This window comes from Corynebacterium simulans (genome assembly GCF_001586215.1).
GTDB classification, from domain to species: domain Bacteria; phylum Actinomycetota; class Actinomycetes; order Mycobacteriales; family Mycobacteriaceae; genus Corynebacterium; species Corynebacterium simulans.
Genome location: NZ_CP014634.1, coordinates 1,891,504 through 1,918,198 on the forward strand (window position 1 = coordinate 1,891,504; position 26,695 = coordinate 1,918,198).

The following is a 26,695-nucleotide window of genomic DNA, read 5'->3' on the forward strand; positions in this document are numbered from 1 at the left end:
CTCAGCTTTGTTCGGATTCACGGTCAGTAAATTGCGCTGCCGCGAGAGCACGCAGCTTTTTCTTGTCGACCTTGCCGATGTTGATCAGTGGAATTTCGTCGACAGTGATCACCTGGTCCGGCACCTTGTATCGGGCTACGCCTCGGGTGAGGAAATCATCCAGAATGGCGGAGCGGTTAACGCCTGGTTGGGCGACGATGGCTGCAACGGTGCGCTCTCCCAGTGCTCTATCTGGCATTGGGAAGACGGCTGCAGCACTAATGCCTGGAGTTCCAGACAAGAGTGTCTCGACCTCAGAAGGGGAGACGTTTTCGCCCAGGCGATTGATCTGTTCAACCACGCGCCCGCACAGCACCAGGTTGCCGTCCTCGGTAAGGTAGCCACGGTCACCGGTGCGGAAGAAACCATCCTCGGTGAAACAGTCCGGGGTATCGCGGTTTCCTTCGTAGCCGAAGAAAGTATAAGGGCCCTTTTCTAGTATCTCTCCCGGCTCGCCTCCCGGGCCATCGATTACCAACTCGTCAGCATCAGAGATGGGACGACCTTGCGTGCCAAGAATCACCGCTGGAGGGTCATCAATACGCGTGAACGTAGTGATGCCTTCACCCATGCCATAACCCTGGTGGATACGCACACCGAAACGATCCTGTATTGCCTCACCTAAGCCGTCGTTAAGCGCCGCTGCGCCAATGATAATTCGCTCCAAGGAAGAGAAATCTGCGGGAAACCACTCTGCGGCCTCCACCCACACCTGGGCTACCGCAGGAACTAGTGCAGTCAGCGTGACCCCGTGGGTCGCAATGGCCGGAAACGCCTCATCGAAGGCTGCGCTGGTGCACAGAACCACAGTGCCGCCCGAAAGCAAGGTGCCCAGAATCCCGGGCTGAGCTAAGGCGAAATCATGAGAGGTAGATAGAACCGCCAAGTATACCGTATCTGGCCCGACGCCGCAGCACTGTGCCGCCGCACGGGTGTTATATGCATACGCCTCATGTACCCGGGGAATTATTTTTGGCATGTTCGTGGTTCCGCCAGACAAAAGATTCAGCGCAACGCTGCGTGGATCCGGCCACTTAGTAGGCGGAGAACATTTGGTAGAAATCGGGGCAGTGAAGAGACCTGGCAGAACTCGGTACGAGGACTCCTTGTCGTGCGTGGGTCCGTTATCGGCCCACAGTTCTTTGAGTCCGAGCTCGCCGGGTCCCATAGCCTCTACCATGGCTACGGTGTCAAAACCGAGATGGTCGCGGCCACCGATATAAGCAACTGGGTGTAAAGACTCACACAACGCTGCAACTTCGGCCTCTCTATGCGCGGGAAGCAGCAGGGTTGGGATAGCACCCACGCGCATCAGCGCAAGCAGAGTCACCACATACGCTGCGGTGTTTGGCAGTTGCAGTAGCACGTGGTCTCCTGGCGAGAGGCCGCTTTCTCGTAGCTCCTCGGTGAACACACAAAGTGATTGCTCGAGTTGTGCGTAGGTCAGGTGTGCGTCGTCAGCGATGACAGCTACATGGTCCGAATAAATCTCGGATGATTCGAACAGTTCCTGGCACAGGCTTTTTCGGGCCAGGTGGCCGGTGCCTTCGTAATGCTTCAACACACTGTTGCGGTCGATATCGCGCCCTCTCATGCAAACTCCAAATCAATCGTGCCTGTGCCGGAACGGCAGGTGAGGCCGCCGTCGACACCAACGTGCTTACAAATGCTTAATGTCTTCTCACTGGCCGCAAAATCGATGTCGGTTATGTGGGTAATCCCGTTAGGATGCGGGGTGCTGCGATGGGTATCAATGGCAAAGGGGGTCACGAAAAGCGGGATCGCCCAGTCGTCGGGTGACAGACACCAGCAGGCGAGCCGTCTGCCAGCGGGATCCTTGCGGGAGAACGGGATTGTCAGGCTCTTGGTTTGATGAGAATCAAAAATCTCCTTTATGTGGTCAAATTCCTTGCGCTGCGCCTCCAGTACCACCCGTGAGTACCCCTGTGACATGGTGGAGAATCTGTCATAGGAGTCGACGAATTTTCCATTGCCAGTAAGGTGTAAAAGTTGGCGGAAAAACGGTGGTACGTCGGCTCGCTCTCGTATCTCCAGGTAGGGACCCTCGCAGAAATAAATAAGCGCGCTTGCAGCGTTTTTCTGTTGTCCTGGTTCAACGTCAAAGCCGCGCGAACGGAAGTAATTAATTGAGTTCTCTAGGTCGTCTGCTTTATAGATAATGTGTCCCACATTAGCCATTTCGTTGTTCCCTCTCCGTGAAGAACGGAAGTAGTGAGGGTACGTTCTCCTGTAGCAGGCAGGTGGCATGAGAACCGGCCACGGCATGTATCTGCAGGTTGCCGAGCACGGTCGCTGGCCAATCGATGTCTCCGCCTAGGCTCGGGTAAAAACCAGTTACACCTTCGGTAGGCTGCAGTACGACTACATCACCGAAATAGACATCGGGGACGTAGTCGATGGTTCCGAGTAACGAATGCCGGAAGACATCGTATAGGATGTCCAGCATCCCGCGAGTGGACTCGGAGTCTGTGTCGAATTCACGGATGCTTCGGTAGATGAGTTTGCGGCGCGCCCTGGGACTCAACACCGCCATCTTTTGGAAGAATTCCCCGATATCTGCGTATGGGCCTTCAAGGGTACACAGTTCTTCGTCACTGATATTGCGGTTGATGCCATCAAGGGTGTGCTCCAGGGCTGCTGCGAGGGTTTTGAGGTCGAAGTTCGCCCCCATTGCACTTAGGTCAGCGTTGAAAATGCACCCATAGGCGAGCTCACACAGCAGTTCATTAGTGACCCGGTGCGGGCACTGGTGGGTGCTGATGCAAGTTACCTGGCGCACGTCGCGGCCGAGTTCGGTGAGCGCCTTCGCGGTCTCCAGCGCTAACATACCGCCAATGCAGTAGCCGACCAACTGATAAGATTCCATATCCAACTCATCAAGTTCCTGGGCGTAGCTCTGGGCCAGATCCCTGATCAGCGTACGGGTTGTGTAGTCCAGGAATCGATCTGCGTCACCAGCGGTAAAACCAACGTGGGCAATCTCTGGCTGGCGTTGAAGCAGTTCGGGCATCAAGAACTCGTAGTCCTTCAGGCGGCCAGTGCCAGCGTGGATCATCACGCGGCAGAACATTGCGTCCTTCGGCAATCGGTATACATGCAGATTTGAAGACCCAGTTGGAGAGCCACTGGCTACAGTAGACAGAGCAGTCAGTTCAGGGGAGGTATGATTAGCAGAATTAACGGCTTTTAATGCTTCGGGTTGACAGCTACTTCCTGCAGCCTGTGCTAGCGCGGAAATGCCTGCGATGGTTGGCACCTTGAGTACGCCACGCATAAGGGCGTCCCACGTGTGCTGCTGTAGGCCAGGTATTTCTTGGCGGAGCCGGGTTACCGTTTCGGCCATGAGCAGTGAGTCACCCCCAAGCGCATAGAAGTCATCATTGCGCCCAACCTCCGTGGTGTCGAGGACATCGCGCCAGATAGTCGCTATCTGCTCTTCCGTTTCGTTGCGTGGAGGATCGATCCGGTTGTTGGGGCTTCCCACCGGTTCTAAGCAGAGTTGCGCTAGGGCCTTGCGGTCTACCTTGCCATTTGAGGTTAACGGCAATTCCGGTAGTACATTGACGGAAGCCGGAACCATGTAACCCGGTAGGTGAGCACGCAGGTAGCCCAGAATGTCTTCACTGTTGAGCGTGGGGACATCGTCGTCATCGGCACCAACGATGATGAGTCGTTGCCCGCATTCGCGCAACGGGTCACTAGTGTTTGGGTACTCCGCGATGCGGTGCATCTGGGTATCCCTGAAGACCTGATCCCACTGCGCGTCCTCGATGAACACCTTGTGTGATTCCGCACGGTGGTCCGTGAAATCAACCAGATTCATCTTGATGGACACCGAGATAAGGGCTGCGTAAAGTTCAGTGATCGGCTCTACTATGACGATCACGCCCCCGGGGCGGCGCAGCTGCTTTAAGCGGGTGAATGACTCCTCGATATTTACTGAATTATGCAGTACGTTGGCGCACAAAATGATGTCGTAACCGCCGAACTCTACATCTTGCGATGTGCAGTCTGAGTTCATATCAAACAGGCCATAGGTCATGGCATCACAATGCGCGAACATTTTTTGGGCTTTATGTAGGAAGAATGTCGAAATATCGGTGAAGCGGTATTCGATTACGTTCTCGGGGAGTCGGCTAACAATTTTTTCCGTCGTAGCACCTATGCCAGCGCCGACCTCGAGGATCCTTACCGGATGATCAGCGTGGTGCTCGGCAATGCCGATCACTGCCTCTGCGGCCGCAGCATTCATCGCCTTGCTAATGCGGTTTTCGCCGTAAATGGTGCGGGCGTTATGGGTATCTCCCTCCGGGAAGAACACCTCGGTGGGACTGATCTCTCCGCGCAACTGGGAAAGAAGCGCCTCAGCTGCGTGCCGTTGGTAATTGAATAATTCCTTACTGTTATTGATTTCCGCTTCCATGTTGCCGAACTGATCCCAGGCCTCTCCGAACACGAAGAAGTCCAGGGTCTGTTGGCTGACAGTCCAACCCTCATCATCCTTAGTGGCTAAGCCTTCTCCAGTCAGAATATTGAGCCAACGGGTTATGAGTTCGCGATACTCTTCGGAGGGATGGATCGCCGCGGTGATTTCCGTAAGAGTGTGGTATTTTCCTGCAACGAGGAAAACACCGGCTTGTTGGAAAGCCGCGAGCAAAGCAGCCATCGCGGCTTCGTTTCCCAGCCGCATCCATGTGGCAAATATTCCCGTGTCAAGGCTCGTATCTGCAGGTGTCCAGCGCTGCTCAAGCATTGTACGGAGCTCCGAGTTTCTGATTTGCCCAGCATCCTTGAGCTCATCTTTGTCGCTCTGTGCATCAGTGACGAAAGCATGTAGTTTAATTGGGTCACTGGTTTCCTGGGTGAGTACTATAGCGCGTTCGACGAAGTCGTTGGATTCGAGGACTCCTTCTATCTCGCCGGTTTCCACTCGATAGCCGTTGATTTTTAGTTGATTGTCCCGACGGCCGTGAAACTCGATTACGCCGTCTGGGCGGTAGCTTCCTATATCCCCGGTAGCGTACATACGTGTGCCATGCTTTTCGGAAAAGAAAAATTTCTCTGCTGTGGAGGTTGGATCGTTGAGGTAACCGGTGGCTAGGCTTTCCCCGGAAATATGGATTTGCCCTCGCACCCAGTCCGGACACTCATTGCAGGCCTCGTCGAGCACCCACATTCCTTGGTTGGGTAACGCGGTACCATATGGTATGCTAGTTTCATTTGTGTGACAGGTCATCGGGTGGAAAATCGACCATATTCCGCCCTCCGTGGCGCCGCCGAGGCTGATGAGTTCAGCATTAGGGAAGTGGGGTGCAGCATGCGCTGGGAGAGTGCCCGGGATCCTGTCTCCGGACAGCATAACCAGGTCTAGGCTGAGGATGTTCGGGTGACGGGTCACCTCTACCTCTCGCACAAGCATTTGGAACAGTGCAGGAACAGAGTTCCAGGTATCGACGTTGTTATCAACAAGGAAATCGATCCATTTGCTGGGGTTTCGCGATTCCTCGTCTAACGGCAGGACCAAAGTGCCACCGCTTGCGAAGGTACCGAAGATGTCATACACGGATAAGTCAAAGGATAACTTCGATACCCCCAATACCGTGCGTCTTTTATTTCGGCCGAGGAGATTGTTCACGCTATCTATGGTGTTCATTGCAGCCGAGTGCGTAACGACAACACCTTTTGGAATTCCGGTGCTGCCTGAGGTGAAGATGATGTAGGCGGTTTCGGTGGGGGAAACCGGTGAGGCTATGGTGCCACTGTACTGTATCGGGCTGAGAGTATCGACGTTGATGTTGGAGATATCGGTATTTTCTTCGGAGAAATGAGAATTAGTGATGACGTTGGCAGGACGACACGCTTCTATCATTGAACGTTGGCGGATTGCGGGTTGCTCGTGATCGATCGGCACGTAGGCTGCACCAGTTGATACCACGGCAACAGCGGCAGCTATTTGCCATACTCCGTTACCTAGGACGATGGCAATGTAATCTCCGGGACCGACATCAGAGAGCTCATGCTGTAATGCCCCGACGTAGCCAGCCAGATGTTGGTAGCTGTAGGTTTTTCCGCCACACACCAGCGCTGGCTGGTGTGGGTGCTGCTGGACGTTATCCCAAAACCCGTCGTGGAGGCATCGGGTGGTCTGCTGTACGTGGGTTTTGTGAATGCGGTTACGGATGGCGATCGTCTTATCGGGCAAGTGGACTGAATCAGTTTCCTGCCACGCCGAACCGTCGTCGACCAGGCGATCGAGTAGGTCGGTAAATGACTCCCACATGTCGTCGATCAACGCCGGTTCAAAGACGTCCTCTCGCACGTCCCAGTTGACGTTGCAAGAGCCTCCGTCCTGGAATGCCTGACAGTCAATCCATACCTGCGGCGTTCGGCTTACGCCGGAGACAAGGTTGTAGGCCGGACCATTGTTGTGCGGTGTGTCTGCACCCAACGCGCTGGTGAATACTACCGGGATTACCGCGGGCTGCCCGGTAGTGCGGGCTATATCGCGCAACACGTCAACCCCGGAATACGCAGCGTGTGATAGCTCTTCGGATAGCTGCTCCTGGGTTGCGTGCACGCGCTCACTAAAGGTTCCAGTGTGCGGATGGCAAGCATGTAGGGTCATCTCGGTAAAGTCTCCGATAATACGGTTGATTCCGGCAATGGCAGAATCTCGGTTCATCGAAGTGACATTGACGCAAAAGTCACTTGTGGAGGACCAACGGCGCAGTACATCGGCGTAGGCGGTAAGTAGCGTCGCCGAAGGAGTGACGCCGTGAGTGCTTGCTGCGTCGGTGAGCTTTGACCATGCTGCTGGCGAGCATCGCCAGGTACGCCGGGTGAAACGCACCGGCATTTCGGATGTGCGATCGGCTGAGGTCAGCGTCGGCAGTAAGGGTTTGCCGGACAACGAGGGGATGATCTCGGACCAGTACTTTTTTGCATTGGTGCGTGCAGCGAAGCCAGCGGCACTCTGGCTGTGGTGGTTACGGGAGGTGATTATATCCCGAAACGTGGTGTCCTCTAGTTCCGGTAGAACGTTACCTGCGTAGAGAGTTAGAAGTTCCTCGACCATCACCCTCACGCTTACAAAGTCGGCGATGATCATGTCCACCGAAAACTGTAGGATGCTGCATTCGTCAAATTGCAAAAGCTGGAATTCGTGCAGTGGCCAGGTGCCCAACGGGTAGCTACGGTTTTCCAATTTTGCGCGGTGACGAAGATACTCGGCGTCCGGGACATCTGGGTTGTGGCCCGCGAGGTCTACAGCTTGTAGCACCGGCAAACTGCGAGATTTAACCACCTGCAGCGAATCCGGTGGAACGACCACTGCAGAGAGCATGTCATGGCGCTGGATGAGTTCGTGCCAGGCCTGTTCAAGGCGGCTGCGATCAAGGCGTTCCGTTCGTATTTCGGCGTAGCTGTGGCACCCGGTGCCACCCAGATCATAGCCTTCGTTCTGACCGGTTGCGTATGCGCGCTGAATATCGGTCATGGGGAAGGGGGCGAACCGTGCTTGCTCATCATGCGGAACGGCCTCCCGCTCACGCAACCATGCCAAAACCTTTTCCTTATTTGACCTTAAGGCCGCGAGGTCTTCCTCGCGCAAGGAACCCTTGGGTGAACGGTAGTTGAGTCGATCGCCGTTCACCCATAGCGCTATACCGCGGGATTCAAGGTCGTTAATCAGCGCTGTGACATCCATGTTATCTCTCCTGTGTTCCGGTGGTTGGGGTTGTTTCGCTCAATGGGGGAGGTATGAGACTCCCCCAGCGGCCACATCAGACTCTCGAGACTGAGTGGTTCGGCATGCATAGCTGCTTGGACGGTACATGTGGGACCCAGTAATTGTCCGGTGCGCGCCCAGACTGCGCACAATGCCAGGAGGTATTCGGCTTCTTGCGCTTCGTTCTTGGAGCACGCCAACTTGTCATATACTTCGTTCAGAAACTCCGCAATGCCTGCAGGCCAGGTATGGTCGTAGAGGGCGACACGGGTAACGCACGGCTCGATAAGGAGATTCTCATGCAACTGTAGAGTGCTCAAACGATCATCGGCAGCAGTGCTTAGCAAGCCAGCTTGATCTCGTGGGATTGGGGTGTTTGGGTGCCAGATGATGGTTCCGTCAGTCTCGGTGAGCACCAGATTTCCGGCGTGCGTGAAAACAGTTATTCGATGCCCCACGTGAGCGAAATCGTCTGGCTTTTCTGGGTCGTTGTGATTAACCACGCGCAAGCAGAGCGGGGTTTTGCGTATCGAACCGGTGAGCGTAGTGAATATTCCGGTAACTTGGGTGTCGTCATCAAAGCTCCATGGGGTAAAACCGCCGGTAATCCTTCCGATGATATCGAGCGTTGAGAATAGAAAGTGAATGCTACATTCGGCGTCTATGTGGATGATTTTGAACTGCCTGGTTAGTGTTGTTGCGATTTCCAAGTACCGGGATATGGTTGGATTCCAGCGGTAGAAGGTGTTGAGCTTGAACTGCACGTTATTTTTCGCTGCCATCCGGTAGCAATCTACAGAGTCTTTCTTGTGGATCGGGTGCTCCATCACTACATGCTTGCCACGGCTTAAAAACTCTAGGGCGAGCTGCGTGCCGGAACCGCCAACGACGCTAGATCTGACCACCACACAGGCAAGATCAAAAGCGGGGAGATCTTCGATCTTGGTACACAGAGGTACGCCTAGCTGCTCTGCCAGCCGGCGCGACTGTTCGCTGCCCTGAGATAGGATTGCTACCAGCGAAAATTTATCCGCAAGCTTTTTTATCCCGTTGATGTATATACGGCCAAATGTTGTGCCGCATACGACGACGCGTACAGTGTTCATGCGACGGGCCTTTCTAGGTTCTGAGCCGAAATACCGGGGTTTTTAAATGAAGCCTGCATCGTCGTCATCACTCCATTGAGGTGCGTCGGTAGTTGCTGTAGGGCCGACGATTTTAATGTCGACGTTGTAAGAGGCCAGTGACGAGAGGACAGTTTGAGGGGCCGGCAGCTCATAGCCCCATTTCGGCCCGGTTAGTAGTTCGTCGCGGATAACGCTTTTTGTCGCTTCCGCAACAAAAAGAGCGGTGATGAAGGTGGAGTCCGGTGCGTGGACACTGCCTGAGACGCGAACAGGGCGGCCCCGTAGGGTGCCGTGGACAGTGGCTTGGATGGCAAACCAGTGGTTCTTTCCGGCATCGAGTTTGGTCTTCGCTGCAGCTATGTCTGCGCACAAATTCATGAGCGTGGTTGGGTCTGATATGTCGGTTTGTGAGAGCGCACGTAAAAGTAACTGCTGGGTGTCCCGGTCCGGTATGGCCGTGACCCCTATGAGGCGCGGAATAGAGAAATCTTGGGCCATCTTGCGTAGCTCGTTGGTGACGAACGGGCTTGCTATGAGTCCGTCATCGCTTGGGAAAGGTTCCAGATCTTCAGCGTGGATGCTCCCAGGTTGGTAAGCCACGAGGTCGCCGTCGACAATCATCTTCCCAGGATGTCCGTAGGAGTTGTGGGTACTTAGCACCACATCGACCAGACCCGACAGCCCGCCCCGGTCGCGTCCACCAGTGCAGAGAGTTACCGATTGACAGTCGTCGATTAGGCCCGCCAGGTGGCGTAGTAATAGACCGCTGAGACCGGGGGTAGCGCCGGCGTTGACCACGCACGGACGGTTGGTGGGATAGTTGTCGAATGAGTTGGCTCCGAACGGGTCTATATAGCCCACTGAGTCTGGTAGTGCCGACGCTACTGAGGTCTTGAGAAGACATGACGGTCCGGCGCAGTTGACGACGACATCAAGGTCACGGGAAAATTTGTTGACAGATTCCTCGTCGTGAGCGTCAACGATAGCGGTGCGCTCATCTGATGTGTGGTGAGACCGATTCCCGCAGTTCACCATATGTCCGCTAGCGCGCAACAGTGCGGCTACTTGGCGGCCTACTTCGCCATGCGAACCGAGAACCCCCACTCTTGCCGTCTCTCCTGTGCGAACCACTCAATGTCCTTTTCTTAGCGAGCACATAACGCCAAATAGGGCCTGTTTAGGTTAGGCTACCCTGCGCGGCAATGAGTTGCAATAGATAGAGGGTAAAACGGCTCTTCCCAATCTAGAGTGCGTAGCAACATAGCTACCTGGCTGGGGGTAGGGGTCGTTGGGCCGGGTCAAAAGGATAGGCAGGGGGTGTTTTGGTGGTGTCGTGGCATAGCAAGAGGCCCTAGACGGTGCAAGATGGTCGTTATCACACAGTCCATCCAGCCACCTAGGGCCCTGACCATGAACTTGTGCAGGTATCAAGCTCCGGGTTTCGTAGAGGCTGTTTTTCTTGGTTTTCTACGCCACAGAGGATGCGACAGCGGTGGTGGTGGGGACCTGACCCCCATGTGGTGGACACCTGATATCCAGCCCAGTCGAGCTGGGAAGAAAGGTAATCTACCACCATGTCCAGGTACTCCGAACAGTTCAAACGCGATGCCGTAGCCCTCTATGAGAACAACTAGGATCTCTCGCTGAACTCAGCATCAGCTGAGCTCGGTATCAACCGTGCCTCGCTACATTCTTGGGTCAAAAAGTACGGCACTGGCAAACGTGCCCGCACGAAGGCCGTGCACGATCAAGCCCAAGCGGCGAATGATTCTGCGCGAATCCGTCAGCTGGAAAAAGAAGTCTCTAAGCTGCGCGAAGAACGCGACATCCTGCGTAAGGCCGCGAAATATTTTGCCGAAGAGACTCACTGGTGATCCGCTTCCAGTTTGTCGATGACCACCGAACCGAGTACTCGGTTAAGCGGATGTGCGATGTGTTAAAGCTGAATCGTTCCTCGTTTTACAAGTGGGTGAGCACCCGTAAAAAACGCAGGTTAAAGATGTATTCTGATGCCGTTATTGGTGCAAGAATCAAGACCATCTTCGATGATGAGCACGGGCTTTATGGTGCTAAACGCATCGCCGCAAGCCTCAAGGAGGACACGACGTATACCCCGATCAATCACAAGAAAGTTGCACGCATCATGAAATCCATGGGGTTAAAAGGCTTTAGCAAACGGCGTCGATGCATTACTACCAGGCGTAAGCCTTGAAGTGCCCCAGGTTTTGTTCCGTTTGAGTAGATGGGAAAATTTGGAACATGCCGAGAAAATTTGATCAGGATGCGAAGGACCGTGTGGTCCGTCTCGTGGAAGACCGCATCCTGGCGGAGAACATTTCCATGCAGGCAGCCTGCAAGATCGTGGCACCAAAGCTGGGCGTCTCGTGGCACACGGCGAGGCAATGGACGCAGGCCGCTCGTCGCGAAGGTCGTGTTGTGGAATCAATGCCCGAGGACCTTGCTGCAGAAAACGCACGGTTGCGTCGAGAAAATCAAGAGCTGCGGGACACCAACGAGTTGTTGAAAGCCGCTTCGGCTTTTTTCGCATCCGAACTCGACCCGAAACGTCGGAAATGATCCGGTTCATTGATGAGCATCGGAATCGTTTCTCAGTCGAGTTCATCTGCCAGACGTTAAACACCCATCGTGAAGGCGGCTTCCTTACTTCGCGCGGGTACCGCCAGTCTAAAGCCCGTGGATTAAGTGCTCGTCGCCTTCGCGATGCTGTGCTGATTGAACACATTAGTGCTGTTCATCGCGATAATTACGGTGTCTACGGTGTGCGGAAAATGTGGCATGCTCTCCGCCGTGACGGAATTGATATCGGTCGTGAACAAACTGCTCGGTTGATGCGCCTGGCCGGTGTTTCTGGCAAAGGCAAAGGCAGGTCACCTATCACAACCCGTAAGCCTAACGTGCCTGATCTGCGCCCAGACTTGGTAAATCGTGAATTTAGGGCTCCTGGCCCTCATCGGCTGTGGGTGGCGGACATTACCTACGTGCGCACCAGGAAAGGCTTTGTGTACACCGCGTTCGTGACCGATGTATTCTCCCGGAGGATCGTCGGATGGGCGCTGTCGGATTCGATGCGCACCGAAGCCTTGCCGCTGCAAGCGCTCAACCAGGCGATCGTGTGCGCCAAAGAAACAACGGGCTTGATTCACCATTCAGACCACGGCTCACAATATGTGAGCATCGTCTACAACGAGCGCCTGGCTGAGCACGGTATCGCAGCGTCGACTGGGACGGTGGGTGACTCCTATGACAAGGACCGCGCAGTTCCAGGGCATTGGGAAGGCGATCTCATCATCGGACAAGGAGGAACCACTGCACTTGTAACCTGTGTAGAACGCAGTACTCGCTACACCATGATCCGCAAACTAGATGTTCATGATTCCGCCACGACTGTCGATAAGTTGATCGAGATGTTTACCGGCAAAATACGCAACATCACTAAAACTCTGGCCTGGGACCAAGGCGTAGAACTAGCCCAAGTAGACAAGCTGAGCATCGCACGTGGACTAGCAGTCTACTTCTGTGATCCACACTCGCCGTGGCAACGTCCTACCAACGAAAACACCAACGGGCTAGTCAGAGACTTCCTGCCCGAAGGAAGCGACTTTAGTGCCCTGACCGACAAGGATGTCCAACACATTCAAGACCTTCTCAACGGGCGCCCCAGAAAAGTCCTCAACTGGTATAAACCAGAAGAGAAGATACAAGAACTATTCAAGTGATGCATCCACCACTTGAAACCGCCGAACTTTTTTGCTCACGATTTGGCATCTGGGGCGGTTTCGGCCGCATCTTCGGCGCCGTCTGCAGCGGGTTGTGCGCTCTCACCGTTTTGCGGTTGGGCCTCCCACTGCGTGGTAACCGGCCACATTTCGGTGATGGACTCCCATTCTTCCTTCCAGTCTTCGCCGATGGCTTGGTCTTGGAGCATGCGTACCTGCTTGGCAGGCATCGGCGGCTTGGGCCCCAGCTTCGGAGGCAGGACGGGGCGGTTGACTTTGGGCGCGAAGGGGGAAAGCGGCACGCGCGGAATGCGTGGTTTGTGGGCAGCCAGGCGGCTGGCCTGGCGGAAGGAGAAGTGGCCCACGCGCTTGATGGTGGCATAAGGGCGGAAGTACTGCGGGCGACGCAGGCGGCGGGCCACGCGTTCGCCCAGCACAACTCCGGCAGCCAGCGCACCAGCGATGGCTAGCGCTCGTGACAGGTTGGTAAAGCCGGAGATCATCTGCTCATTCAGCGAGGCGTACATGCCGCGGTAGAGGGTAAGGCCAGGCAGCATCGGCGTATAGCCCACGATCATTGTGATGAGCGGCGGCATCATGTAGCGGCGCGAGAGCAGGCCGCCGGCCAGGCCCACCGCCGTGGCGGAGATGCCGCAGGCTACGACGTCGCTCACACCGAAAGGAATGACTACGAAGTAGTAGAAGAGCATACCGGCGCCCGCGGTAAGGCCAGAGACGGTGACCTCAATCCAGGAAGCGCCGCAGGCCAGGGCGAAGGCGCCCGAACCGATGCTGCCGCAGAGGATGAGCAGCGGGACCTGGTGATAGACCGGCGGCGCGAGCGTGGCCAGAGGCGGCAGGGTAAAGCCCATCCAGTCAGAGAACTGAATGCCCACGCCGACGCCGGCGATGATCGCGCCGGTGGCCAGCATGGCTTCGAAGAAGCGAGCGGCCGATGTTACCGGTGCGCGGGTGATGCCGTCGACCAAACATTGCACCAGGGTAAGGCCGGCGACGAGCACAATAATGCCTGAACCAATGATCTGGGAAGGCGAGAAGGTAATGCCGATTCCGGCGGCCACGTTGTAGAGGATCGCCGCCGGTACGACGGCGAGGAATCCGCCCATGATGTTTTGGTAGAAGGGCGGCACGCGGAACCTTGCCGCCCAGGCGTTGACGCCCATAACCAGCAAAGAGACGAAAAACGCCATGACGCCCACCAAGGCGTCGCCGCCGAGCATCACGGAGAGAATGCCACCCATAACGCCCCAGCCCAAAAGGACAGTAGAAGTCCGATAAGGCGGCTTCATGTTGTTGATCTCGTCCAAGACGTGCTCGGCCATGGCCGGTGGTGTGGCGCCCGAGCGGATCGAGTAGATCAGGCGGTCTACCGCGGAAAGCTTGGAAAAGTCCACCGAAATTGAAGGGGCCACGCGGAATACGTGTAGGTTACGGCGGTTAGAACCCGTGCCCATCGCGGTGTGAATGGTGATGGTATTCATCATGATGTCCACATGGCAGTAGTGGAGACCATAGGAAGAAGCCACCAGATGAATCTGTGCCTTGGCATCAGAGTTGGCAGTGCCGGCGCTGATTAGGATTTCGCCCACGCGTGCAGCGATTTCCATGACACCAGTGACCTGCGCGGCGTCGGTTAGATCGACTGGCGCTAGCGGCGATGGTGGTGGTGCGGCCTTTGCCGCATCGATGGTGGCAACGTAGCCGGAAGAAGCGCTAAAACGCTCCCTCAGCGCGGAAATAAATGACACGCAACAAACCCTTAAAAACCGATTGAGACTCTTGCTTGCACTCTATCCGCTGGGGTTGCGCGACGCACGGGCCACCCCAGTGTTTTCGTCCGCTCGCCTGCTCGGGTACGATTCTTCGCAGCGGTTCAATCCGCGGTGCTGGAGTGGCGCAATTGGTAGCGCAACGCACTTGTAATGCGTAGGTTGCGAGTTCAAGTCTCGTCTCCAGCTCAATGGCCCTGGTGAAATTTATTTCTACCGGGGCTAATTTCATTGGAAAGCAACGCCGAGCTTCTGACTTGGCAGTCGCCGACTGAGATTAATACCCCGTGACAATTGTCATCGCCGACTAATGACAATTGCTATACGTACTCTTCGCGGTGTCGCATGAGACTTGAACCATGGCAAACACGGAGTCCACGTTAAGAGTTGAATCACTAACAAAGTCATTTGGTGAGGTTTGTGCAGTAAAGGACCTCAGTTTCTCGATTGAGCGCGGTGAGGTCGTAGCCCTTTTGGGACCTAATGGTGCGGGTAAGACTTCCACCATCGATCTCATCTTGGGCCTAAGCAAACCAGATTCAGGAAACATTGAAGTATGCGGGATGACGCCGCGCAACGCGGTGGTGCTCGGTCGAGTTTCTGCAATGATGCAGTCGGGAGGCCTGCTTCCTAACTTAAAGGTTCGCGAAACGGTTGAGCTTATGGCCAGTTTCCATCGTGATTCCTTAAGCGCAGAGGAAGCGTTAGAACGCGCTGGTGCTGGCGAGTTTGCAGAACGGTACGTGGGTAAATGCTCAGGAGGCCAGCAACAAAAGCTACGTTTTGCAATGGCTTTGGTCAGCAATCCTGAACTCATCGTCTTAGACGAACCTACAGCTGGCGTGGATGTAGAAGCTCGACGCGATTTTTGGGCGAATATACGTGAAGATGCTCGCGAGGGACGAACCGTTATCTTCGCTACCCATTATTTGGAAGAAGCCGACGATTTTGCAGATCGAATCGTGATGATGAATCACGGTGTCCTTGTAGCGGACGGCAGCCCACAGGAGCTACGAGCGCAAGTTTCAGGAAAAACAATTCATGCCAAACTTCAAGCTTCGCAGTCAGAAGTGGAACAAGCATTAAGAGATTTTCCTCAGATATCGCTCGATATGCGCAGGGAAGAATTCGTTTTGGTAGCCGAGGATACTGACAAAATCGCACGCTTGCTTTTAACTCGAGGTCTTGCGAGAGACATCAGCATTACTGCGCGCAGCCTTGATGACGCCTTTATCGACCTAGCTCATCAGGAAAGGTAGATATGTATTTATACAAATTGGAAATGAAGCGCATTTTGCGCAATGTCCGTGGTCTAGTTTTCGTCGTGGTTATCCCCATTGCCTTTCTGTTCATATTTGCTACTGCAGACTATGCACAGCAGGAATATGGGAATGGAAACTGGGCAGCAAATATCTTAATAAGTCTTGCCCTTTATGCTGGGTTAATGGCGACTGCTGGAACTGGTGCAGCAGTTGGCATCGAAAGAGCAAGTGGGTGGAGTCGACAGCTGCGCTTAACTCCTCTTCGCCCAATTAACTATGTAGGAGCTAAAGCCACAGCGGGATTAGCTCTGAGCGGTATAGCCTTGCTCACGGTTTATATCTGTGGACCGCTGGTCCATGCACACATGCCGGCTCTGGCTTGGGCTCAGTCTTTTGTCATCGCATGGTTGGGCTCAATCATTTTTATGTCTTTTGGGTTGTTCATGGGATACCTTTTGCCTGCAGAGACCACAATGCAGGTAGTTGGGCCTTTGTTAGCGTTGCTGTCTTTCCTCGGGGGAGTATTTATGCCACTGACTCCTGGATCGACTTTCGACAAGATTGGAAGTCTTACCCCGCTCTACGGACTTCATAAGTTGGCGCTTTCGCCGATGGACGCGAGCAACTTTTCGTGGGCTGCAGTGGCCAATGTTGTGGTTTGGCTGTTCGTATTCTTGGTCGGTGCAGCCCGGAAGATGCGCTATGATACGGCTCGGGTTTAGCTAAGATGAAAAAGTGATGACTCGGTATATTACCTGGCCAAACAGTATTTGGGCCATTTTCTGGTTGGCCCTTACTGTTCCAATTCTTTTGACGGTTCGAAGCCACCCGTATCCGGTTTCAAGCGCGGTTCTTGTTCTTTGCTGCGTATTTTGTCTCATTGGTTCCTGGGCTATCGCAATCGATGATCTGCGCCTAGGTGTGATGCGGGTCAATCTCCGTGCAGTTTCGTTGTTAGTGGTTGGAACCTTTCTCGCACTGATCGTGCTTAATCTTGTCGGAACCGATGCGATTCAACTTGCATACTTCATTGCCTCGGCTGTTGCATTTGTATTTCCGTGGCAGGTTTCCCTGCCTTTTACTGCAGTCGCCGCGATAGCGATTCCTCAGTCGCTATGGCCGTTCGGCCACTTGTCTTTGATTACAACCGGCATTGCCTGTTTAGCAAGCCGAATGGCGATTATTAGCCAAGCGCAAAGGAAGATACAGGAAGCTCGATCCCAAGAACTCGAAGTAAACGAAGAGCGCAACCGCATGGCTCGCGACATGCACGATATTTTGGGACATTCTCTCACAACGGTGACACTTAAAGCGGAGCTTGCAAAGAAGCTCATTGAGCTCGACCCGAATACGGCGAAGTCACAAATTGCAGAAATTGAGGAAATCTCGAGGTCTGCGCTGGCAGAAGTTCGCACCGCAATAAATGGCTATCGAGAGCTCAGCCTTTCCGGTGAACTAGCTCGGGCATTAAGCCTCCTTCAAAGCGCAGGTATTAAAGCGAAGATGCCGAATTCGGTAGATGAAGTACAGGTTGATTTGAGGGAAGTGTTTGCTTGGGTAGTGCGTGAAGGGACTACGAATGTTGTCCGACATTCCGGTGCAAAGAGATGCTCCATCAGTCTGACCTCCAAATCTGTATTGATTGAAGACGACGGAGTCGGAATAGCAGAGATAAGGGAAGGAAATGGTCTGCGAGGGCTGCGGGAGCGATGCCAAAATAACGGAGTCGAATTGTGCTTGGGTGAAACCACCATGGGAGGTCTGAAGCTTACAGCCCAGGCCGTTCAAACCGGGCCATGGGCTAAGGAGCATTAATGATAAAAGTGATGCTTGCTGATGATCAGGCTATGGTGCGAGGCGCATTAAGCGCCTTGCTTAGCTTGGAAAGTGACATTGAGGTAGTGGCCGACGTTGGCGACGGAAGCGAGGTCATGGAGGTCGCCTCGGTGGCTTGTCCTGATGTTATTTTGATGGATGTAGATATGCCGAATGTGGACGGTCTGACTGCTACGAAACGCCTTAGAGAAGCGCTACCGCAGGTAAAGATATTGATAGTTACAACGTTCGGGCGCCCGGGTTTCTTGCGTCGCGCGGTTTCCGCGGGAGCACATGGCTTCATCGTTAAAGACGCGCCTGCCGCAGAGCTCGCTGATGCGGTGCGCCGAGTTCACTCCGGCTTGCGTGTAGTTGATCCCAAACTTGCTGCAGATTCTTTTCTATTCGGTGAATCGCCTCTCACCGTTCGAGAATCCGAAGTGCTTCAAGCAGCCGCCGATGGTGCGGTCGTCGCGGAAATCGCGAAGCGGGTTAACTTATCGGAGGGCACGGTGCGCAATCACTTGTCGCGTGCGATGGCTAAGACTGGTGCTGACACTCGTGCAGCGGCAGTAAATCTTGCCATTGAGCGGGGCTGGATTATCAGTTGACGTTGCTTAATCTTTAAGCGGTGCGGTTTGTAGCTTTCCTGAATCTAGGAATTCCAAGACGAGTTCCACTGTCTTTTTGCGAGTAGCTGTGGGTATCTTTCGTTCAGTCAAGTGGTCGTGGACCCAGAGGCCATTGCCAAGGATGGTGGCGATGAGCGCGGTTTGGTCATCAGCTGCCGGATCTGGCAGCCAGCGCTTGTCGACGTCGCGCCATTGTTCCATGAAGTCCGGGTGTTGCTGAGAGTGGATGCTCATCAGCAATTCGATCAGAGGGTCGTTCTTGCCTAGGGATTGCACGAGTGCGCGCAGGCGCTCCTTTTTGTCTAGCTCCGCGGCCTGCTTGCCGCCGGCTAGCTCTTCGAGTTCCGCTTCCCAGCGCGCGGCGCAGAAGCGGTGGCACTCGATGAGTAGATCGTGGCGGGAAGGAAAGTGATAGATGAGCCCGGACTTTGACATTCCCGTGGCGGTTGCCAGCGCGTCGTAGGTCACGGCATGCACGCCCTCGTTCTCGATGATGGTGAGGGCGGCTTTTAGCACTTCGGTCTTTTTACTGATGCGCGGCATCGTAGCCTCCCGACTTCGGGTTGTTTTTAAACAAATAGCCGGTCACTGCGGCGAAGAGCAGCATCATCGCGAGCAAGCCGCCGAGGGTCGTGAGGTAAGCGTTGTCGTAGGCGGCTGCGGCGAGGTCGTGGGTCGCGGCGTCGTAAAGCGCCTGCATGCCCTCGATATCCGCGGTTAGATTGCGGGAGTAAAGCAAAGGCACAATGGAGCCGGTGATAGCGATGGATAGCAGCGTGCCGAGCTCGTAGGAGACCTCCTCGACGCCTGCGGCCATGCCGGAACGATAGGGTGGTGCCGCGCCGATGATGGCGGTTGAGGCCACGGACATCGTGAGCCCCGCGCCGATGCCCATGCAGAGCAGCCCCGCAACGAAGCACCAAAAGATGCCGTGGTGGCCCGCCCACATCGCGATGGCGATGCCCGCAGCCATGAAAACAAACCCGCCGGCGATGATGGGCAGAAAGCCCCAGCGGTGCAGGTTGGCGCCGCCTAGGGTGGACATCGGAAGTGCCGCAATCGCCACCGCAGAAATGGTGATTCCCGCATGCAGGGGGCTTAAACCATTGACCATCTGCAGCTTCTGCGTGGTGAGCATCTCCAGCCCGGACATGCCAAACATTGCGCCGCCCGCGGCAATGACGCCGCCTGTGAAGATGGGGGAGCGGAAGATGTCGAAGGTGAGCATCGGCTCAGAAAGCTGCTTTTGGCGGCGTGCAAACGCGAAGCTGCCGATGCCGCAGGCCACCAGCGCGCCGCCGGCCAGCCCATAATGGGAACCCGCCACCGACTTAATGGCCAGCACCAGGGAAGAAAGCGTAATAAGCGCATAGAGCGAGGATGCGAAATCCCAGTGCTTGTCCGGGTTCGGTTGGTTGGGCGGTGCCAAAAGGAAGGTCAGCAAGAGCGCGACGAGCACGATGGGCACGTTGATGAGAAAGACCGAGCCCCACCAGAAGTGCTCGAGGAGGAATCCGCCGACGGTAGGGCCGGCTGCAGCGCCCACGACCGCAACGGAGGCCCAGATGCCGATCGCGGTGTTGCGCTCGATTTCATCGTCGAAGGTCAGGCGAATCAGTGCCAAAGTAGCGGGCATCATCACGGCAGCGCCGAGGCCCAAGAATGCGCGTGCAGCCACCAAGAACCACGCGCCGGGGGCGAGCGCGGCGGCGAGGGATGCGCTGCCGAAAAGCACAAGGCCGATGACGAACATGCGGCGATGCCCAATGCGATCTCCCAGGGTGCCCGTGCCCAGCAATAAGCCGGCCAGCACTAACGCATAGGCGTTGATGATCCATAGCTGCTGGGTAGAGGTGGTGTGGAGCTGATCCGTCAGTGCCGGGAGGGCGGTGTAAAGGATTGAGTTATCGAGGCCGACCATGAGTAGGCCGAGCGAGATCACGGCAAAGAAAGTCCAGCGCTGTACGGCGGTGGACTCGGTGGTAGTGGCGGTGCTATTGGAATGGACTAAATCGGTGGCGGACATCGTATGAAAATGTACCGAACGTTCATTATAGTTTCAAACGCTCGAATGTGGCCTGTGTTTTGTATCACCAGTCAGGGGGCTTGGTGAGTCTTGAGTAAAAAGCTGGCACAAAGGGGAATTAATAAGGACACTGGATGGAGAAACTATTTACTATTCCTGAAAGAAGTAGTGATATGGCAAAGAATTACGCAGAACAGATCGTAGAAACTCTCGAGGCGCAAGGCGTCGAGCGCATTTATGGTCTGGTTGGTGACTCCCTGAACCCAATCGTGGATGCGGTGCGCCGTTCCTCCATCGAATGGGTCCACGTCCGCAACGAGGAAGCTGCTGCTTTTGCTGCTGAGGCAGACTCTCTGACCACCGGCAAGCTCGCCGTGTGTGCGGCTTCCTGCGGCCCGGGCAACACCCACTTGGTGCAGGGGCTTTACGACGCCCACCGCAACGGCGCCAAGGTTCTGGCCATCGCATCCCACATCCCATCTCGCCAGATTGGCTCCAAGTTCTTCCAGGAGACCCACCCGGAGATGCTCTTCACCGAGTGCTCCGCTTACTGCGAGATGGTCAACTCCGCTGACCAGGGCGGTGTCATTTTGCACCACGCTATCCAGTCCACCATGGCTGGCAAGGGCGTTTCCGTGCTCGTTATCCCAGGCGACGTTTCCACGCAGGAGGCTGAAGATGATACCTTCACCACCTCCACCATCTCCGCTGGACGTCCAGTTGTCTTCCCGGATCCGGCTGAAGCAGCCGCGCTAACCCAGGCTATTAATGAGGCTAAGACCGTCGCGCTCTTCGTCGGTGCTGGCGTCAAGGATGCCCGCGAGCAGGTGCTGGCGCTGGCGGAAAAGATTAAGGCGCCAATCGGCCACGCGCTGGGCGGCAAGATGTACATCCAGTACGACAACCCGTTCGACGTCGGCATGTCCGGCCTTCTGGGCTACGGCGCGGCACACGACGCCACCCACGAGGCCGACCTGCTTATCCTTCTGGGCACCGACTTCCCGTACAACGACTTCTTGCCCAAGGGCAACGTCGCACAGGTCGACATTGACGGCTCCCACATCGGCCGCCGCACCAAGATTAAGTACCCGGTTACCGGTGACGTGGCTGCCACCATCGAGAACATCCTTCCGCACATTGATGAGAAGAAGGATCGCCGCTTCCTCGACAAGATGCTCAAGGAGCACTACAACAAGCTCAACCACGTGGTGGAGGCATACACTAAGAAGGCTGAGAAGATGAAGCCTATCCACCCAGAGTTCGTGGCCAACATCATCGATGAAGAAGCAGCTGACAACGCCGTCTTCACCGTCGACACCGGCATGTGCAACGTCTGGGGCGCTCGCTACATCACCCCGAATGGCAAGCGTGAGCAGATCGGTTCCTTCCGCCACGGCACCATGGCTAACGCACTGCCGATGGCCATCGGCGCACAGGCCGCTAACGAAGGTCGCCAGGTCATCTCCTTCTCCGGTGATGGTGGACTGTCCATGCTGATGGGTGAGCTGCTGACTGTGAAGCTGCACAACCTGCCGGTGAAGACCTTCGTCTTCAACAACTCCTCGCTGGGCATGGTCAAGCTGGAGATGCTGGTCCAGGGTCTGCCAGAGCACGAGACCGACCATGAGCACGTGGATTATGCCGCGATCGCAGAGGCTGCCGGCATCAAGCACATCCACATCGAGGACCCGAAGAAGGCCCGCAAGCAGATTCGCGAGGCCATGGATTTCGATGGCCCGGTTCTGGTTGACATGATCACCGACCCGAACGCTCTTTCCATCCCGCCGACACTGACCTTCGAGCAGCTGCTGGGCTTCTCCAAGGCCGCCACCCGCACCGTCTTTGGCGGCGGCGTTGGTCAGATGCTGCAGCTCGCGCAGTCCAACCTGCGCAACATTCCGCGCCCGTAGGCGGCTAGCCGCTAGTCCGCTACGTACTCCATCGTTTCGAACCGTGCAGTTTCGGGTGTAGCCGTCAAGAACATTTCGGCAAGGCCTGAAGACTGCACCATGGTGTGGAAAGAAAGCGCGTCTTCCTTTTCACTGAGATCAGGAAATGCGCCCCACAGTCTGACCGTCCGCCCGTCATGGAGCTGTCGGTTCCACAAATCCAAGTGGTACCACGTGCTCTCTCCAGAAGGGTCTATGCTCCTGCGGGATTGAATTCCGACTCCGGTGAGAACGGTTCCTTCGGGCAGCATGTCGCTTTCAAAGACCTCGTTGGTGAGTTGGTCGATGAATCGGAACTGTTCTTCGGACAACGTGAGTTTCTTGCGCACTTGGAATCCTTCTTCAGATTGGTTGCCGTGATTGCCATCGGTGAAGTCGACTTGGTGTTCACCTTACGTATTCCGGCCTGGTTGTTGGCGCCGTTGGCTAGGATGGGAGTTCACAGGTGATGTCCAGACTCCCTTCAGCGCCCTTGGAAGGCTGGGTGTCATTATTGCGAAATAGCAACAAGCACTCGCTGAAGGAAGTAACAAGAGCTAATGGACGACAATAAAGAAGTAAAAGTCCTCGTCGTTGATGATGAGCCCAACATCGTGGAGTTACTCACCGTTTCCCTGAAGTTCCAGGGTTTCGAAGTATTCAGCGCAAACTCCGGCACTGAGGCGCTGCGGGTGGCCCGCGAGGTTAATCCTGATGCCTACATCATGGACGTCATGATGCCGGGCATGGACGGCTTCGAGCTGCTTGGCAAGCTGCGTCAGGAAGGCCTCGACGGCCCGGTGCTTTACTTGACCGCAAAGGACAGCGTCGATCAGCGCATCCATGGCCTGACCATCGGTGCCGATGATTACGTGACTAAGCCGTTCAGCCTGGAAGAGGTTATCACCCGCCTGCGCGTTATCCTGCGCCGCGGCGCGAACGTCGATGACGCAAACAGTGACGCCACCATTTCCTATGCTGACCTCACCTTGAATGATGACACCCACGAGGTCACCAAGGGAGGCGAAATCATCGAGCTGTCCCCAACCGAGTTCAACCTTCTGCGCTACCTCATGCAGAACAAGGAAGTGGTGCTGTCCAAGTCCAAGATCTTGGACAACGTCTGGCACTACGACTTCGGCGGCGATGGCAACGTAGTCGAGTCCTATATCTCCTACCTGCGCCGCAAGATCGACACCGGCGATACGCAGCTTATTCATACTGTTCGCGGCGTCGGCTATGTTCTGCGCATGCCGCGTAACTAGTAGTTCGCCACAGTCCTTTTTCGAGTACTAATACATGAGCACTACCCACTCGGCGGCGGAATCTACGCTGCCTGAAACCCCGTCCGTTGCGGTTCCCTCCGGGGAGCGCGCTAAGCGACGCCGCGTGCAGCGCCCCAAAGCGATGCCGCTGCGCACGTGGCTTTTGGTGCTCATGGTCTTGGTCTCTGGCCTCGGCCTGGCGGGTGCCTCTTTGGCGGTGTCCTCGATTATGTCCGACGTCATGTATGGCAACGTCGATGATCAGCTAAAGGATGCCACCAACGGCTGGGCGCGCAATATGAGCAACGACTACTATTTGGGGGACTACTCTAGGCGCCCGCCTACGGAATACGTGGCGCTTAGCTACCTGCCGAATGGCACCGTTTTATACACCGGCCCCAAGACCAGCATGCCGGACGCGAAGAACCTCTACATCGGTGACGAGCCTGCCACCGTCGGTTCCGTTGGAAACGACGAAACCAAGTGGCGCGCCGTGGCCATCAAGGTCGATGGCACCGTGACCGTAGTGGCCAAGGATCTCACCCACGAGCGGCTTATTCTCCGCGGTCTAGCGATCGTGCAAATAATCATCACTGCCGTGGTCATGGGCATTATCGCCGTGGTGGGCATGTGGTTTATCCGCCGCGCGCTGCGCCCGCTGCGCGTCGTTGAAAAGACCGCCTCCGAGATTGCCGCGGGTGACTTGGACAAGCGTGTGCCGGAGTGGCCGAAGCACACCGAGGTTGGTCAGCTCTCGGCTGCACTCAACGTGATGCTGGGTCAGCTGCAGCGCTCAGTTGTCCAAGCTCAAGATAAAGAGGAGCAGATGCGCCGTTTCGTCGGCGATGCTTCCCACGAGCTACGCACCCCGCTGACCAGTTTGCGTGGCTACACCGAGCTTTATCGCTCCGGCGCCACCAAGGATGTGGATCTCGTCTTTTCCAAGATCGATGACGAGTCCAAGCGAATGTCGCTATTGGTGGAGGACCTGCTTTCTCTGACCCGCGCCGAGGGCTCGCGCCTGGACATGCGCACTGTGGATATGCTGGAGCTGGTGCTTTCCGTCGGTTCCTCCGCGCGTGCCGCGTTTGCCGGCCGCCAGATCGACGTGGTTAACGAGACCCACGATATTCCGGTGGTCAAAGGCGACCCTGATCGCCTGCACCAGGTGCTGCTCAACCTCGTCTCCAACGGCATTCGCCACGGTGGCGAGGAAGCCAAGGTCAAACTCACCATCCGCGAAGAGGGCGAGGGCACAGACAAGGCAGTGCTTATCGACGTCGCCGATGACGGCAAGGGCATGTCCCCCGAGGACACCAGCCACATCTTTGAGCGTTTCTATCGCGCGGATTCTTCCCGCACCCGCGATACCGGCGGCTCGGGCTTGGGCCTGGCCATCGTGAAATCTTTGGTGGAGCAGCACGGCGGCAGCATTGCCGTTAGCTCCCAGCTGGGGGAGGGCTCCACCTTTACGGTGCGCCTCCCAGCTTCATAATTAATCGGCCGCTAACGAGGCCTTCTCACGAGGACGCTGCTAGTTAGCGGCGTCCTTCTTCGTCGGTGCCCAAGTGCTGGCGAATACGCGTCGCTGCCTCATCCATGGCGGCAGGATCGGTGGCGTCGGCAGCAAATGCCTTGGCGAAGTCATACTCTTCCATCTTCTCGGTGGGGAAGAGGTGGATGTGGGTATGTGGCACGTCGAAGCCGGCGATGATGTAGCCAGTGCGTGGCGAGTTAAACGCCGTCTTGATAGCGGCGCCAATCTCCAGTGCCACCTCGTTGAGGTGTGCCCAGGTCTGTGGGTCGAGGTCGGTCCACTTATCTATCTCCTCAATCGGAACCACCAGAGTGTGGCCGTAGTTGAGGGGCTCGATGGATAAAAAGGCCACGCAGGTCTCGTCGCGGTAGACAAAGCGTGCAGGCAGTTCACCATTAATAATCTTGGTAAATACAGAAGACATGGTGACTAGGCTACCTCCAGTTAAGATGGACGGCATGCGCATTCTCGTAATTGGCTCGGGCGGCCGCGAACACGCCCTGCTCAAAGGTCTCAAGGCAGATCCACTGACCACTGAACTCCACGTTGCCCCAGGCTCGCCGAACTTCGATTCCCTGGCCACGGTGCATCCTGAGTACTCCAAGGTTGATGACCCAGCACAGATGCTGGAGCTGGCGCAGAAAATTGACGCCGAGCTCGTCGTCGTTGGCCCCGAGGTGCCGCTGGTTGCCGGCGTCGCAGATGAGCTGCGCGCCAACGGCATCGCCGTCTTCGGCCCCTCCAAGGAGGCCGCGCAGATTGAGGGCTCCAAGGCCTTTGCCAAGGACGTCATGAATGCTGCTGGCGTTCGCACCGCTCGCGCGGAGCAGCTGGTGCCGGGGGCTTCCGACGCCGACATTGAGTCCGCCCTCGACCGTTTCGGCCCGCACTTCGTGGTGAAAGATGACGGCCTCGCCGGCGGCAAGGGCGTCGTTGTCACCGACGACCGCGCTGCCGCGAAGGAACATGTAAACGAGGTTCACGCGGCAGGAAACCCGGTCCTGCTCGAGTCCTTCCTCGATGGCCCAGAAGTTTCCCTGTTCTGCTTGGTCGACGGCGAGACCGTCGTTCCGTTGCTCCCAGCGCAGGACCACAAGCGCGCCTACGACAATGACGAAGGCCCCAACACCGGCGGCATGGGCGCCTATACGCCGCTGCCGTGGCTGCCTGCCGACGGCGTGCAGCGCATCGTCGACGAAGTCTGCAAGCCAGTTGCCGCCGAAATGGTGCGCCGCGGCACCCCGTACTCCGGCCTGCTTTATGCCGGCCTCGCGTGGGGCAAGGAGGGCATCGCCGTTGTCGAGTTCAACTGCCGCTTCGGCGACCCAGAAACCCAGGCAGTTCTTTCCATGCTCGAGTCCCCGCTGGCTGAGGCGCTTAACGCCACCGCCGCCGGCAAGCTTGCCGAGCTGGACGAGCTGAAGTGGAAGGACGGCTACGCCGTTACCGTCGTCCTGGCCGCTGAGGGCTACCCAGCCTCCCCGCGTAAGGGCGACGTCATCACCGGCCCGGGCCTGGATGATCCGAACAAGGTCCTCCACGCCGGTACCTCGCAAGCCGAAGGCTCGCGCGGTGTTGAAGAGGAAGTCGATGTCATCTCCAACGGCGGCCGCGTGCTCAACGTCCTGGGCCAGGGCGCCACACTCGCCGAGGCCCGCGCCGCCGCCTACGAGGTGCTAGAAGGCCTTAAGTTGGACGGCAGCTTCTACCGTCGCGACATCGGAAAGCGTGCCGAAGACGGCGAGATTTCCATCTAGCTTTTCTCTCGCACCCCCGTATAGCCCAGCTTG

At 56.3% G+C, this 26,695-nt stretch carries 21 protein-coding genes, 1 tRNA gene and 2 pseudogenes; 13 read left to right on the plus strand and 11 right to left on the minus strand.

Features of this window, described 5'->3' with window-relative positions:
- Position 1 precedes the first annotated feature (1 nt).
- From WM42_RS08780 to WM42_RS13810, 6 genes and pseudogenes are all read right to left on the minus strand, one after another.
- Complete coding sequence (locus WM42_RS08780; RefSeq protein ID WP_014303368.1) at positions 2-1,633, minus strand: AMP-binding protein; 1,632 nt, start codon at positions 1,631-1,633, stop codon at positions 2-4.
- Positions 1,630-2,238, minus strand: a complete 609-nt coding sequence (locus WM42_RS08785) for a VOC family protein (RefSeq protein WP_062037230.1) — start codon at positions 2,236-2,238, stop codon at positions 1,630-1,632. Before WM42_RS08785 ends, WM42_RS08780 begins: the two co-directional genes overlap by 4 nt.
- Positions 2,231-7,765, minus strand: a complete 5,535-nt coding sequence (locus tag WM42_RS08790) for a non-ribosomal peptide synthetase (RefSeq protein WP_061926059.1) — start codon at positions 7,763-7,765, stop codon at positions 2,231-2,233. The genes WM42_RS08785 and WM42_RS08790 overlap by 8 nt, the downstream gene beginning before the upstream one ends.
- Complete coding sequence (locus WM42_RS08795) at positions 7,747-8,892, minus strand: Gfo/Idh/MocA family oxidoreductase (RefSeq protein ID WP_014303371.1); 1,146 nt, start codon at positions 8,890-8,892, stop codon at positions 7,747-7,749. The genes WM42_RS08790 and WM42_RS08795 overlap by 19 nt, the downstream gene beginning before the upstream one ends.
- A 42-nt stretch (positions 8,893-8,934) precedes the next feature.
- Positions 8,935-9,534, minus strand: a complete 600-nt coding sequence (locus WM42_RS13705; RefSeq protein ID WP_235591245.1) for a hypothetical protein — start codon at positions 9,532-9,534, stop codon at positions 8,935-8,937.
- A 339-nt stretch (positions 9,535-9,873) separates the two neighbouring features.
- Positions 9,874-10,044, minus strand: a pseudogene (locus WM42_RS13810) (hypothetical protein); the annotation flags it as partial.
- A 608-nt stretch (positions 10,045-10,652) separates the two neighbouring features.
- Here WM42_RS13810 and WM42_RS13765 point away from each other — a divergent pair.
- The 4 genes and pseudogenes from WM42_RS13765 (at position 10,653) to WM42_RS13290 (ending at position 12,650) form a co-directional block, all read left to right on the plus strand.
- Positions 10,653-10,787 (plus strand): hypothetical protein, encoded by a 135-nt coding sequence (locus tag WM42_RS13765; RefSeq protein WP_256364733.1) that lies wholly within the window; start codon positions 10,653-10,655, stop codon positions 10,785-10,787.
- A complete protein-coding gene (locus tag WM42_RS08810) occupies positions 10,784-11,125 on the plus strand; it encodes an IS3 family transposase (protein WP_082787663.1) in 342 nt (113 codons plus the stop codon). Before WM42_RS13765 ends, WM42_RS08810 begins: the two co-directional genes overlap by 4 nt.
- 1 nt (position 11,126) lies before the next feature.
- Positions 11,127-11,490: pseudogene (locus tag WM42_RS13710) on the plus strand (transposase).
- Positions 11,487-12,650: an IS3 family transposase gene (locus tag WM42_RS13290; RefSeq protein WP_141744869.1), complete on the plus strand. Its 1,164-nt coding sequence runs from the start codon at positions 11,487-11,489 to the stop codon at positions 12,648-12,650. Before WM42_RS13710 ends, WM42_RS13290 begins: the two are co-directional and overlap by 4 nt.
- Positions 12,651-12,685: 35 nt before the next feature.
- On the opposite strand, the gene thrE is transcribed toward WM42_RS13290, so the two are convergent.
- Positions 12,686-14,419, minus strand: coding sequence for a threonine/serine exporter ThrE (thrE, locus tag WM42_RS08825; protein ID WP_082787664.1), 1,734 nt, complete (start codon positions 14,417-14,419; stop codon positions 12,686-12,688).
- Between the two features lie 137 nt (positions 14,420-14,556).
- Here thrE and WM42_RS08830 point away from each other — a divergent pair.
- The 5 genes from WM42_RS08830 (at position 14,557) to WM42_RS08850 (ending at position 18,128) form a co-directional block, all read left to right on the plus strand.
- A tRNA-Thr gene (locus WM42_RS08830) sits at positions 14,557-14,629 on the plus strand.
- Between the two features lie 170 nt (positions 14,630-14,799).
- Positions 14,800-15,699: an ABC transporter ATP-binding protein gene (locus WM42_RS08835; protein ID WP_061924602.1), complete on the plus strand. Its 900-nt coding sequence runs from the start codon at positions 14,800-14,802 to the stop codon at positions 15,697-15,699.
- Positions 15,700-15,701: 2 nt separating this feature from the next.
- Positions 15,702-16,424, plus strand: coding sequence for an ABC transporter permease (locus WM42_RS08840; protein ID WP_061924599.1), 723 nt, complete (start codon positions 15,702-15,704; stop codon positions 16,422-16,424).
- 16 nt (positions 16,425-16,440) lie between these two features.
- Positions 16,441-17,517 (plus strand): sensor histidine kinase, encoded by a 1,077-nt coding sequence (locus WM42_RS08845; RefSeq protein WP_082787665.1) that lies wholly within the window; start codon positions 16,441-16,443, stop codon positions 17,515-17,517.
- Complete coding sequence (locus WM42_RS08850; protein WP_061924591.1) at positions 17,517-18,128, plus strand: response regulator transcription factor; 612 nt, start codon at positions 17,517-17,519, stop codon at positions 18,126-18,128. Before WM42_RS08845 ends, WM42_RS08850 begins: the two co-directional genes overlap by 1 nt.
- A gap of 6 nt (positions 18,129-18,134) precedes the next feature.
- Here WM42_RS08850 and WM42_RS08855 read toward each other — a convergent pair whose 3' ends face one another.
- Positions 18,135-18,692, minus strand: coding sequence for a TetR/AcrR family transcriptional regulator (locus WM42_RS08855; protein WP_061924588.1), 558 nt, complete (start codon positions 18,690-18,692; stop codon positions 18,135-18,137).
- Positions 18,676-20,175, minus strand: a complete 1,500-nt coding sequence (locus WM42_RS08860) for an MFS transporter (protein WP_062037255.1) — start codon at positions 20,173-20,175, stop codon at positions 18,676-18,678. The genes WM42_RS08855 and WM42_RS08860 overlap by 17 nt, the downstream gene beginning before the upstream one ends.
- A 173-nt stretch (positions 20,176-20,348) precedes the next feature.
- On the opposite strand from WM42_RS08860, the gene WM42_RS08865 reads away from it, so the two are divergent.
- Entirely contained in the window at positions 20,349-22,085 is a 1,737-nt protein-coding gene (locus WM42_RS08865) for a pyruvate dehydrogenase (RefSeq protein ID WP_061924585.1), read from the plus strand.
- Between the two features lie 11 nt (positions 22,086-22,096).
- Here the strand turns inward: WM42_RS08865 and WM42_RS08870 are convergent, their stop codons facing one another.
- On the minus strand, positions 22,097-22,453 hold the full coding sequence (locus WM42_RS08870) for a hypothetical protein (RefSeq protein ID WP_061924582.1): 357 nt from the start codon (positions 22,451-22,453) through the stop codon (positions 22,097-22,099).
- Between the two features lie 210 nt (positions 22,454-22,663).
- On the opposite strand from WM42_RS08870, the gene WM42_RS08875 reads away from it, so the two are divergent.
- Complete coding sequence (locus WM42_RS08875; RefSeq protein WP_061924579.1) at positions 22,664-23,368, plus strand: response regulator transcription factor; 705 nt, start codon at positions 22,664-22,666, stop codon at positions 23,366-23,368.
- Positions 23,369-23,402: 34 nt separating this feature from the next.
- Positions 23,403-24,863, plus strand: coding sequence for a sensor histidine kinase (locus WM42_RS08880; protein WP_082778650.1), 1,461 nt, complete (start codon positions 23,403-23,405; stop codon positions 24,861-24,863).
- Between the two features lie 43 nt (positions 24,864-24,906).
- On the opposite strand, the gene WM42_RS08885 is transcribed toward WM42_RS08880, so the two are convergent.
- Positions 24,907-25,329 (minus strand): HIT family protein, encoded by a 423-nt coding sequence (locus WM42_RS08885; RefSeq protein ID WP_061924576.1) that lies wholly within the window; start codon positions 25,327-25,329, stop codon positions 24,907-24,909.
- A gap of 34 nt (positions 25,330-25,363) precedes the next feature.
- Between WM42_RS08885 and purD the strand changes: the two genes are divergently transcribed.
- Positions 25,364-26,662 (plus strand): phosphoribosylamine--glycine ligase, encoded by a 1,299-nt coding sequence (gene purD, locus WM42_RS08890; protein ID WP_062039345.1) that lies wholly within the window; start codon positions 25,364-25,366, stop codon positions 26,660-26,662.
- Positions 26,663-26,695: the final 33 nt, after the last annotated feature.